This window comes from Corynebacterium sp. MSK310 (assembly GCF_030227355.1).
Lineage (GTDB): Bacteria > Actinomycetota > Actinomycetes > Mycobacteriales > Mycobacteriaceae > Corynebacterium > Corynebacterium rhinophilum.
Genome location: NZ_JASPFZ010000018.1, coordinates 15,900 through 27,026, shown reverse-complemented (window position 1 = coordinate 27,026; position 11,127 = coordinate 15,900). Strand labels below are relative to the sequence as shown.

Below are 11,127 nucleotides of genomic sequence, written 5' to 3'. Positions count from 1 at the left end.
TCAAAATGGTAATAAGAAGGCCGCTGCTTAACCCCTAAGCAGCTTAACTACGTGTCCACGATTTGCGGGCAACCCTACTATGAGGTTACCCTCGTTTAGTGGACACCCTATTTTGTGCGGATCTTGTGTCCGTAAGAGAGGATGTTCATTGTGAATCAACAACGCCAGAAATACACACCTGAGTATCGACGTGAAGCCGCGAATCTTGTGATTGAGTCGCAGCGCCCAATCGCTCATGTGGCTAAAGAAATCGGCGTCGTACCAGGCCTTTTAGGCCGGTGGGTAAAAAATGAGCGCGAACGCTTAAGGAGCATCAGATGGGCTAAGCCAGGCCGATCTTCGCGCTGAAAATGCTCGTCTGCGCCGTGAATTAGCAGAAGCGAAGATGGATAACGAGTTTTGTCACAAGCGACAGCCTTCTTCGCTTTAAGGCAACGCGAGCAGAAAAGTTCGAACTAATGCCGCCAGAGAAGGCGAACTACAGCATCAAACGCATGGCCCGGCTATTAAAAGTGTCTCGGTCTGGATACTACACATGGGCCCATATACAGCAGCAACGCTTATCCGGAAAAGATGATCGTGCATCATTTTACGATGATGTTGATCGCAAGATTCATCAGATTTGGAAAGACTCCAACGAGGTCTACGGTGCTCCGCGGATCACCGCAGAACTAGGTGAGCGCTACCATATTGCGCTTAACCGAAAATACTGTGGCTAAACGGATGTGCATGATGGGGATTAAAAGGGGATTTTACCACAGGACCTTTGTCCCAGTGACAACGATTCAAGCCAAGCGTAAGTCGAGTCTTCCTGACCTGGTCAAGCGCATGTTTGATGCCGGCGAGCTTAACCGGGTGTGGATGTCAGATATTACTTATCTGCGCACTGGTGAAGGCTGGTTGTATTTGTGCGCGGTCCGCGATGGCCATTCCCGCAGGGTACTGGGCTGGGCTATGGATAGCGTTCAAGATACTTCCCTGGTCGAACGGGCCCTGCAGATGGCGCATACACCTCCGCGGTGACGTTGCTGATGGGCTTGTCTTTCACGCCGACCGCGGAACGCAATTCACTAGTGAGAAGCTTTGGGAGGTGTGCCGCAACCTGGGTGTTGCACAATCGGTCGGCCGTACTGGTGTCTGCTTTGACAATGCGATGGCCGAGTCGTTCTAGTCGACGCTTAAGACTTAAGTTCTACGACCGGAAGCGCTGGCCAACCCGCGATGATGCGCGTCAGGCTGTGACTTACTGGATTGAAGTCGTCTACAACCGGTGCCGTCGCCACTCGTCCATAGAGAGGTAAGCCCCGTCGATTTTGAAGCTCAGCTCGCTGATCAAAATGGTAATAAGAAGGCCGCTGCTTAACCCCTAAGCAGCTCCACTACGTGTCCACGATTTGCGGGCAACCTCAGCTCTGGTTAGCGGGGATATTTTAAGATTTAATGCTTGCGGGCGAATAGCCGCCACCCAAAGAAGAACAGGGCGGACATCACGGTCGCAACAATGAGAAAGCTCCAATGGGGCAGGCGGCCATTTATCACGATCCACAGGGCCATGCCACCGATGATGGCAGACAGCCACACTACAAGGCCCTCTTTCCACTTGCCCTGGACCTTTGTGGCCAGGATGATGGCCCAGCCGATGAGCGCGCCTACCGCCCAGGGCCAGAAGGCATCGACCCAGCTGGAAAAGCTCAATCCGCCGTGGGCGAGGCGGGCGGCGATGGCGAAAATCATCAAGGCGATGATGTCAATGAGCGGAGCGATACGCATTGAAGTCATACGGTTTCCTTTTCTTTTTCTTTACGGGATAGCGTGGCGTAGGTAATGCCCTTGCGGGCATAGTGCCAGAAGTAAATGACCCAGCCAATAGCGGTGATGAAGGCAAAAGAGATAAGGCGGTAGATAATAGCCGTACTGGTGGCATCGACCGCGGTCATGCCCGTGGCCACGAGCGTGGCGATGATCGCCGCCTCCACCGTGCCCAGACCCGCTGGGGTGACCTGGGCGGAGCCGGCCAGCTTGGCGGTGAGGTAAGCCAGCGCGACGCCCGCGATGGTGGTGGTGTTATCGGCCGAATCGGTCGTGGGCATTTGGCCGGTCACGGCCCAAACGCAGCCCCAGAGCGCGAGCATGTCAATGAGCCGGTTGGCCAAGGAATAGAACGATGCCCATGCGAATTGCCGGCGGGTGAGGTGTACTTCCTTGAGGCTTTCCACGTGCTCGAGCAGGGCTTCGCGCTTCGAGCCTTTTACCAGCCGCTGCTTTTTTACCCAGCGCTCCAGCGTTTCGGGGTGATTGCTCAGCCAGAAAAGCCCGCCGGAGAGCGCCAGCATCGCTGCCAACGTGCCGATGAGGGACCACAGGGCCATATTGGCGTTGAGGAAGAGCACGCCACCAAGACCAATGAGCACCAGCCACAAGGTGGAAATAGCGGAGGAGAGCACGAAGAACCAACCGCACAGGACCACCGAGGCGCCCCAGGTGCGCTGCACGTGGAAGGTCAAAATGGCAGAAAAGGCTGGGCCCGCGGGCATGGTGGTGGACCAGGAATTGGATGCAAAGGTAAGAGCGGCGGTTTCCGTGCCCTCCACTTCCACGCCACCGGCTCGGATGAGCAGGCGCATGACCTCGCCCATCGCCACGACGGAGAGGATGGAAGCAACGACCACGAGCGTTACCGGCCCTGGTTCGGCGTGGGAGAGACGTGAGAAACCTTCGCTCAAAAAGTCCAGCTCATCGCGGAAGACGTAGATGAGGATGGCTAGGACTATGAGCGAGGCGATAACTTGCAGCCAATTTTTCAATTATTTATCTCCTTCAAGGCGCCGCTTTAACTCACTGAAGGGAATGGTCTTCCCACGGCGGGTGGTACTACCAGAAAGCCTAGTGGTCAAGTGGTGCAGCCAGCTAGGCGCCCACCAGTTATCCTCGCGCAGCAGGTGCATGACGGCGGGGACGAGGAGCATGCGGACAATGGTGGCATCGATAAGCAGCGCAAAAATCATGCCGTACGCTATGTATTTCATCATCACGATATCGGAGAAGCCGAACGCTCCCGCCACCACGATCATAATCAGGGCAGCCGCCGTGATGATGCCGCCAGTATGCGCGGTGCCTGCGGCGATGGCCTCGTCCGTGTTATCGCCGCGCCGCCGCGCCTCCACCATGCGGGAGACCAAAAAGACCTCGTAGTCGGTAGACAGGCCATAAATGATGGCGATGATCAGCACCAGAATGGGGCTCATGAGTGGGCCGGGCGAGAAGTTCAGCGCGCCGGAGCCCACGCCGATGACGAACATGAGCGTGAGGATGCCCAGGGTGGCGCCCAGGGTCAATAGCGTCATGACAATGGCCTTAATCGGCAGCACGAAGGAGCCAAAGACTAATGCCATGAGGATGAAAGTGGCGAGCACGACGTACAGCGCCATCCACGGCAGCTTGTGGAAGAGCGCATCGAGCGATTCGACCTCCATGGCTGGCGTGCCGCCGACATAAAGGTTGACGCCCTCGGGCGCGGTAACGTCCTCGAGCTCGTGGACGATTCGCGCGTAGTCCTCGCGGTCCTTAATGCCGGCCGAAAGGACAGTAGTCCCGTCCTGGGTGGCGGTCGATGGACCCATGGGTTCGGTAAGGCCGTCGAGGCCGCGGACTTGCATGACGACATCGACAAGCTGCTCGTTGGTGGCGCCTTCCACCACGAGCTTGACCGGCTCGGTGCGGAAGGCGGGGAACTCGTCGTTGAAGCTATCCTGCGCCACGCGGGTGTCGTGGTTGGGCGGCAGGTAGGTTTCGTTGATGCCGCCGAAGGTGATGCTCATGATAGGCAGCGCCAGTGCAATGAGCAGGCCGCAGATGGCCAGGGTCAGGCCCTTGGCCCGGCGCATGGCCCAGCGCGGCAGCTTGTACCACCAGGTGTCTTGAATGGTGCGGGCCGTGCGGGAGGTGCGGCGCACCGACCACAGATCGATCTTGGGCCCGAGCATGCCAAACAGGGCGGGCAGGACGGTGACGGACAGCAGGGCCGCCAGGCCGACGGCGGAAATCGAGCCATAGGCAACGGACTTCAAGAAGGCCTGGGGGAAGAGGAAGAGTCCGGAGAGCGCGACGGCGACCATCGCCGCGGAAAAGACCACTGTTTGCCCGGCGGTGGCGGTGGTGGTGGCCACCGCATCCTTGGTGGAGCTTCCCTTGTCCAGTTCCTCGCGGAAGCGGGAGACCATAAATAGGCCGTAATCGATGGCCAGGCCCAGCCCAAGCAGCGTGACTACTGCTTGGGCAAAGACGTTGACCTGCAGGAAACCGGCCAGGATGGCCAAAATTCCCAGTGAGCCCAGGATGGATAGGCCACCGACGATAAGCGGCATGAACGCCGCCACCACGGAACCAAAGACCACGAGGAGCAGCAGGCCAACGAGCGGGAGCGCTGCCTTTTCCGCACGCGCAATATCTTCTGCCATGCCTTCATCGAGGGCGTCCGCCACGGCCGTGGCGCCGGCAACCTCGACCGGCGCGGAGGTATCCGCCAGCGCGCCCTCGATGGCGCGGAAGTCCTTCAGCGTTTGTTCGTCATCGCCCTTGAGCCCAATGGCGGCAAAGGCCAGCGAATGATCATCATTGACCAGGTTGGGGTTCTTGCTATCGAAATAGCTGGTGACAGAGTCAATCTGATCCGGATAATCCTTTTTAAGCTGCGCCAAGTGCTCCTTGGCGGCATCGAAGTTCTCATCGGGCGAGCTAAAGAGCAAAACCACGTCGCCGGAATTATCGCGGCCGAACGTTTCCTGTTCGATCTGCGCCGCGCTTGTCGATGCCGCATTCGGGTCCTCCCAGCCCTCCTGGCTCATGCGTTCCTCGAGCTGGGTTCCAAAACCTACGAAGAGGGCAAGGATGGCACCGAGGATGACGATGGGAATGACCTTGCGGTGCGCATAGGAAAATCGTCCCCATTTTTCAAACATGTGGGGTAAGCCTCCTAGCTATTATTTAGTAGCGCAGCCAGCGGGCGGAATGGCTGGAGCCATGCACCACCTTCAGGCAGGTTATCCAGGTTGACGCGGGGCAGCGGCTCGCGGAAGACGCCGTCAATATCTTCTAGGTCAACGAATTCGATCTCGGCGTGACCCACGGCCCAGGAGGCGTGTTCGTGGAAACCCAGGACGGTAACGGGCAGGCCTTCATCAATGAGCTCTTCCAGCAAGGGTTGAAAGTTCTGGCCATCGGCAGAGGCGACCACGACGCCGGCGAGATCAGCGCGCAGTTTTTCAATGTGCTCGATCATGTCTGGATCCACGTCATCATCTTCGTGGATCTTCGGCTTGGCAAAGACGCCAAAGCCCACATTGCGGATGGCCTCTACCCAGGGGCGAATCACATCGGCGCCGCCGGGGGAGACATTGGTAAATACTGCGGCCTGCGGATCGGCATCGACATCTACCGCGCGGTAGACCAGCCACCGGCCGATGGCATCAAAACGCGGGCGGTGCGCCGCAGTGGGGCGCCCGCCGAGCAGGGAGCCGAGCCCCATATCCATATTGGGTGCGTCCCACACCAGTAGATAGGTGCTCATTTACTTCTTCTCCCACAGGTATTCAGTAATGACGTGTTCTTTATCCAGGCCCTTGCCCTCAAACTTGGTGATGATTTGGCGATCTACCAATTGCGGGCAGTCTGGCCACGGCCAGCCCTTGTACTCCAAACTGGGCTCGACGTGCACGAGCTCATCTATCCATTCGGCATAACCGGCGTGATCGGTAGCAACGTGCAGGACGCCACCCTTCTTCAACCGGGAGGCAAAGAGGTTGAGCGTGCCGGATTGGATGATGCGGCGCTTGTGGTGGCGCGCCTTGGGCCAGGGGTCTGGGAAGAAGACGCGGATGCCGTCCAGGGATTCTGGGGCAATCATGCGCACCATGACCTCCACGCCATCGCCGCGGATCATGCGAATATTATCGATGCCCTCGCGCTCGATCTGGCCCATGAGCTTGGCCAAGCCAGGCTTATAGAGTTCTACCGCGATGATATTGGTGTCCTGCTCCAGCGGTGCCATGGCCGCGGTGGAGGTGCCGGTGCCGGAGCCGATTTCCACGATGGTCTTGGCGCCGGTGCGGCCGAACCACTCAGCGACATCGATAAGCTCATCGCTTAAGACGCGGCCCAGTTCGGGCCAGCGCTGTTCAAAAAGCTGGTGCTGGTTATCCGTGAGCGTGCCGCGGCGAAAGGTGACATTGCCCAGGCGCGGGTAGTCCAGGTCATTGTCAAAGACCGCATTGAAGTCCGTTTGCGGCGGGCGACCCGGTGGCATTTCTCCGGCAGGGGTGTTTTGAGAATTATCCGTGCTATTCATTGCGCCCTATTTTTCCCTGTCCAGGCATGGCAAGCAATATGCCGCGCCGGGTATTTTCCCCGCCGTATGGGGGAGGGGGATGACCGGAGGCTTTGACGGGGGTGGTGCTTTGTGGCGCGGAGCGGAAGAATGGGGCACTTTGGCACCCCCGGAATGGTGTGGAGGGTGTCACGCCTAATATCACAATTGTTCGCGGTGCGCTTGGTAAACGTCCGCTCACGGCGGTGGATATAACCGGAGTGGGAAAAATGACACTTAATGTGACCAATATTTTGGCTCTGCCGGTTAATCTGGAGGCGGAAGGCAAAGTTGGGCCGTGATGTGCCCCGATTTTCACATCCTATCCAGAGGAGAATTTTTAATGACCGCCACCATTCAGGGCCTCGTTGGAGAGCTGCCTACAGACAATCAAAAACTGATCGACTGGATTAATGAAAGCGTTGAGCTTTTCCAGCCGGACGAGGTGGCTTTTGTGGATGGCTCGCAGGAAGAGGCTGACCGCCTCGCCGCGGAGCTAGTAGAAAAAGGCACCCTCATCAAGCTAAATGAGGAAAAGCGCCCGAATTCCTACTTGGCGCGGTCCAACCCTGCGGACGTTGCCCGCGTGGAATCCCGTACCTTCATCTGCACCTCGACAGAAGAAGATGCGGGCCCAACCAATAACTGGGCGCCGCCAAAGGCCATGAAGGAAGAAATGACGGAGGCCTTCCGTGGATCCATGAAGGGCCGGACCATGTACGTCGTTCCTTTCTGCATGGGCCCTATTAGCGATCCAGAGCCCAAGCTCGGCGTGCAGCTGACCGATTCCGCTTATGTGGTCTTGTCCATGCGCATCATGACCCGCATGGGTGCAGAAGCACTGGACAAGATCGGCACGGATGGGGAGTTCGTCCACGCCCTCCACTCCGTCGGCGCCCCCCTGCAGCCAGGCGAAGAGGATGTTGCTTGGCCGTGCAACGACAATAAGTACATCACCCAGTTCCCGGAGACCAAGGAGATTTGGTCCTACGGTTCCGGCTACGGCGGCAACGCTATCTTGGCTAAGAAGTGCTACGCGCTGCGCATCGCATCCGTTATGGCCAAGGAAGAAGGCTGGATGGCTGAGCACATGCTCATCCTGAAGCTGACCAACCCAGAAGGCAAGAAATACCACGTAGCCGCCGCATTCCCATCCCAGTGCGGTAAGACCAACCTAGCCATGATTACCCCCACCATTCCGGGCTGGAAGGCCGAGGTCGTGGGCGATGACATCGCATGGCTGCATCTGCGCGAGGACGGCCTTTACGCCGTGAACCCGGAAAACGGTTTCTTCGGCGTTGCCCCTGGCACCAACTACGATTCCAACCCGATCGCCATGGATACCATGAAGCCGGGCAATACCTTGTTCACCAACGTTGCGCTTACCGATGACGGCGATGTCTGGTGGGAGGGCATGACCGACGAGGCACCAGAGCACCTCATCTCCTGGACCGGTGAGGACTGGACTCCGGCATCGTCCACCAAGGCCGCCCACCCGAACTCCCGCTACTGCGTGCCGATTTCCCAGTGCCCCACCGCCGCGCCGGAGTACGATGACTGGAAGGGCGTCAAGATTGATGCCATCCTCTTTGGCGGCCGCCGCAAGACCACGGTTCCGCTGGTGACCCAGTCCTTCGACTGGAACCACGGCACCATGATCGGTGCACTGCTGTCCTCCGGCCAGACCGCAGCGGCAGAGGGCGAAGTTGGCGCGCTGCGCCACGACCCAATGGCCATGCTGCCGTTCATGGGTTACAACGCCGGTGACTACCTGCAGCACTGGATTGATATGGGTGAAAAGGGCGGCGACCGCATGCCAGAGGTCTTCCTGGTTAACTGGTTCCGCCGCGGCGACGACGGCCGCTTCCTGTGGCCAGGCTTTGGCGAGAACTCCCGCGTCCTCAAGTGGATCATCGACCGCATCGAAGGCAACGTAGAAGCCGAGGACACGGTGGTCGGACGCACCGCCCGCGCCGAGGACATCGACTTGGAAGGCCTTGACTTCGATGTCGACGACGTTCGCGCCGCCCTTGACGTTGACCCGAAGGAATGGGAAGGCGATATGCAAGACAACGCCGAGTACCTGAACTTCCTGGGCTCCCGCGTGCCTGAGGAAGTGTGGAACCAGTTCCGCGCCCTGAAGAAGCGCGTGGAGGACGCCGCTTCCTAACGCGTTCATCCGCGGTAATTCCCGCATAAAGCTAACCCCAGCAGCGTAAAGCTCTGGGGTTAGATCTTTGTTGGGGTTAAACCGATACATCCAGTTACAACGGAAAAGACCCCGCCACCAAAGGAACTACAATCCTTAACTTGGTGAGCGGAGTCCTCAACTTTGTGACCGCTACCGTGAAGTTCGTTACCGCGATCCTTCACGTGGGTCTTTAGGCCCGAGGGTCTCAACGAGCGAGCACTCGTTGGGGCCCTTATTATTCTACTACGACTTTTAAACCCCAAGAGGAATCTATTTTCTAGGGCCGGGCCGATGAAACCACTGAAATACCGGTACTGAGGTCGATCTTGGATGGAAAATGCTAGTTTTTATCTTGAAAGCCTCGGAACGGCCCCTAGGATAAATTGGGAATCAAGGCAAATGTCTAGGGATAAAATCCGGGGTAGTTCAGTCACGGGCAAACAGATACTGTCCCAGGATTGTGAGGAAATATGCGCGAATCATCAATACTAATCGCAGCTTTGTTTGCGTTGACTATTGGAGTTGGGGTTTTCATTTTCTCAATATCCACCTCTAATCCGTCTACGGGACTTTTGATCAGCTCCGGTGCATGCGCGTTAATGGGCGCCTTCAGCACTTATCTTGCAACCAAAAGGTACCAGGAGTCTAAGAACAAAAAGCTTCAGGAGAATGAGAATCAAAAGCTATAGCTTTTGCTATAGCCCGAGATATCGAATTACGAGATACCCTACGCCCTCTCAATCTGCAGCCATTACTCGTCGTCTCGCTGCAGATCCTGAAGTACTCCCGGCGGAGTGAAGTGTTCTGGGGCCAAATTAGCTAGCATTTCAGCGAAACTACCCCGAATAGTTTAGAGTTTCACCAACTTCGATGGTCGGTTTGGCACAGGTATGCAAATCATGTATGCTAAAGATCAGAGAAGGCAAGGACAGGTTCCCTTGTCATGAGTTGAAAAGGTCAACAGGACGAAAAGCGCCTGTTGGCCTTTTCTTATATTGGTCGTTTCTTGTGTACCGCACTAACAGTACTGGTACTGGTCAACCAACTGGCTAATGCAGAATCAATACTTTCTGTTAGGGTAAAGGCATCCTTGGTAACGTCCAGAATATCTACGTTTAACAAACTGTCCATGTGTGAGACACGATTCCGAAGATCGTGCAGATGGGCAACTCTCCAGTACGTCTTTTTACCACTTGAATCATCTGCGAAAGGAAAAGCGTCCTTTACTGCCCCTTCCCATAAGGTGAAGCGGTTTTTATTTTCGGTCTTTTCCGGATCTGCGTCAGGTGCATGATTAGGGAGGATATCTTTCCACATCCCGAACATCGTGTGAGCAAGCACATCATCATGTGTAATCGCCTGCCCATGCCGAAAATGGCTAGCAGGGCGACGATCTGCTGACTTCTGAGCCCGCCTTTTAGCTTCTAACCTCTTGCCTTGCGTTAGGCTACGTAAAGGCCTTGCTGGGGCCTCGAGGAGCCAACTGGTACTGCGTTGTCCAAGTTGTTCGCTGTTCCACTTTTGCAATTGTGTATCAATGGAATTACGAAGAAAAACCTCGGTAATACCCAGTGTTTCTTGAACGGAGGCGGTCATCTCAACGCCCCAACGATAAAGAGCAAGTGCATGCTTCTCATTTCCATTTGCAGCCTCTAGATACGGCTCAATGCGGGGTTTGCCCAAATTTTCAATGATCTTCTTGCGGTTAGAGCTCTTCACTCTCTCCATGGTGCCAGAAGTTGTGTCCATAAAATACTGTAGAAACCTTTCCGTACTTCTGGGTACATTGAAGCATTCTGGACGTAGTTTCCACCTCGGCTACTGAACTAGCGTTTTTCTCCTGCTGCGCAGGGATTGCTTAGCCCGATAGTCCCGCCAGAGCCGTGATTGCCACGACCGTGTTATTTGCAATGTGAATGCACAGGGGAGCGGTAAGGGTCTTGAACCAGAAGCGCGCGAGCACCAAAAAGGTGCCAAAGAATGCGATGTAGAGCATTACTGCGGGGATGCCGTGTGCGAGGGCGAAGACAGCGATGGTGATAAGCGCTGCCGCCCAGGTGGGCATGGTATTTTGCAACCACTCCAATAGAACGCGGCGAAAGGCAACTTCTTCAACCAGGGGAATGACAAGCGCGGTGCTGAGTATCACCATGATGGTGGCAGCAGGGCTTATCTTTAGGCCGGCGGAAAGGTTATTGCCGGCTGGTTCGCTGCCCAGTAATGCATTGACGGCGCCCGTGGCCGCAGCAGAGCCCAGAATGGCGACGGGAATCCACCACAGCAGGTGCCATAAGGAATGCTCGGCTTTCACAAACCCGGCATCGCGCCACGACCAGCCCAAGCGGCGGGAAAAGCCGTACCAGACCGTTCCCAAGCCGAAGATGGCGCCGCCGACGGCGATGCCAAAGGCCACCCAGGAACCGCTCTTTGTAATGAGGCCACTGGCGATACCAATGAGTGCCGCACCGGCAAATGTGGCGACGACGCTTGCCACGGCCCACCCCAGGTGAGCTGCGCGAACGGCGGGAGAGAGCTGTGAGCTTTGTAATTGGTCCGACATGCTGGGCAGTATAGT

The 11,127-nt window shown here is 56.8% G+C and carries 8 protein-coding genes and 1 pseudogene; 2 read left to right on the top strand and 7 right to left on the bottom strand.

Translation table 11 applies throughout. The features are described from left to right. Window positions 1-141: 141 nt before the first annotated feature. Window positions 142-1,363: pseudogene (locus QP891_RS10540) on the top strand (IS3 family transposase). Between the two features lie 74 nt (window positions 1,364-1,437). On the opposite strand, the gene QP891_RS10535 reads toward QP891_RS10540, so the two are convergent. From QP891_RS10535 to trmB, 5 genes are read right to left on the bottom strand one after another with little or no spacing between them, the layout of a single operon-like run. Beyond that, on the bottom strand, window positions 1,438-1,770 hold the full coding sequence (locus QP891_RS10535) for a DUF3054 domain-containing protein (RefSeq protein WP_284771195.1): 333 nt from the start codon (window positions 1,768-1,770) through the stop codon (window positions 1,438-1,440). Between the two features lie 5 nt (window positions 1,771-1,775). Continuing rightward, window positions 1,776-2,804, bottom strand: a complete 1,029-nt coding sequence (locus QP891_RS10530) for a lysylphosphatidylglycerol synthase transmembrane domain-containing protein (RefSeq protein WP_284640308.1) — start codon at window positions 2,802-2,804, stop codon at window positions 1,776-1,778. After that, window positions 2,805-4,958, bottom strand: coding sequence for an MMPL family transporter (locus QP891_RS10525; RefSeq protein WP_284771179.1), 2,154 nt, complete (start codon window positions 4,956-4,958; stop codon window positions 2,805-2,807). A 14-nt stretch (window positions 4,959-4,972) separates the two neighbouring features. Further along, entirely contained in the window at window positions 4,973-5,566 is a 594-nt protein-coding gene (locus QP891_RS10520) for an NYN domain-containing protein (RefSeq protein ID WP_284771180.1), read from the bottom strand. Then, a complete protein-coding gene (gene trmB / locus QP891_RS10515) occupies window positions 5,567-6,343 on the bottom strand; it encodes a tRNA (guanosine(46)-N7)-methyltransferase TrmB (protein ID WP_284771181.1) in 777 nt (258 codons plus the stop codon). A gap of 361 nt (window positions 6,344-6,704) precedes the next feature. Here trmB and QP891_RS10510 point away from each other — a divergent pair, with 361 nt between their 5' ends. After that, the gene (locus QP891_RS10510) at window positions 6,705-8,531 is read left to right on the top strand and encodes a phosphoenolpyruvate carboxykinase (GTP) (protein ID WP_284771182.1); all 1,827 of its coding nucleotides are present in this window, start codon (window positions 6,705-6,707) and stop codon (window positions 8,529-8,531) included. 1,011 nt (window positions 8,532-9,542) lie between these two features. Here QP891_RS10510 and QP891_RS10505 read toward each other — a convergent pair. Together QP891_RS10505 and QP891_RS10500 are read right to left on the bottom strand one after the other, a co-directional pair. Next, entirely contained in the window at window positions 9,543-10,301 is a 759-nt protein-coding gene (locus QP891_RS10505) for a hypothetical protein (RefSeq protein WP_284771183.1), read from the bottom strand. Window positions 10,302-10,410: 109 nt separating this feature from the next. Then, window positions 10,411-11,112 carry a CPBP family intramembrane glutamic endopeptidase gene (locus QP891_RS10500; RefSeq protein WP_284817063.1) on the bottom strand — a complete coding sequence of 234 codons (702 nt, stop codon included), beginning with the start codon at window positions 11,110-11,112 and terminating at the stop codon, window positions 10,411-10,413. Window positions 11,113-11,127: the final 15 nt, after the last annotated feature.

Bases quoted from the DNA above. Each gene is read 5' to 3' on its own strand.
- QP891_RS10525 (WP_284771179.1), bottom strand. From the start codon at position 4,958: ATGTTTGAAAAATGGGGACGATTTTCCTATGCGCACCGCAAGGTCATT.
- QP891_RS10520 (WP_284771180.1), bottom strand. From the start codon at position 5,566: ATGAGCACCTATCTACTGGTGTGGGACGCACCCAATATGGATATGGGG.
- QP891_RS10535 (WP_284771195.1), bottom strand. From the start codon at position 1,770: ATGCGTATCGCTCCGCTCATTGACATCATCGCCTTGATGATTTTCGCC.
- QP891_RS10500 (WP_284817063.1), bottom strand. From the start codon at position 11,112: ATGTCGGACCAATTACAAAGCTCACAGCTCTCTCCCGCCGTTCGCGCA.
- QP891_RS10505 (WP_284771183.1), bottom strand. From the start codon at position 10,301: ATGGACACAACTTCTGGCACCATGGAGAGAGTGAAGAGCTCTAACCGC.
- trmB (WP_284771181.1), bottom strand. From the start codon at position 6,343: ATGAATAGCACGGATAATTCTCAAAACACCCCTGCCGGAGAAATGCCA.
- QP891_RS10510 (WP_284771182.1), top strand. From the start codon at position 6,705: ATGACCGCCACCATTCAGGGCCTCGTTGGAGAGCTGCCTACAGACAAT.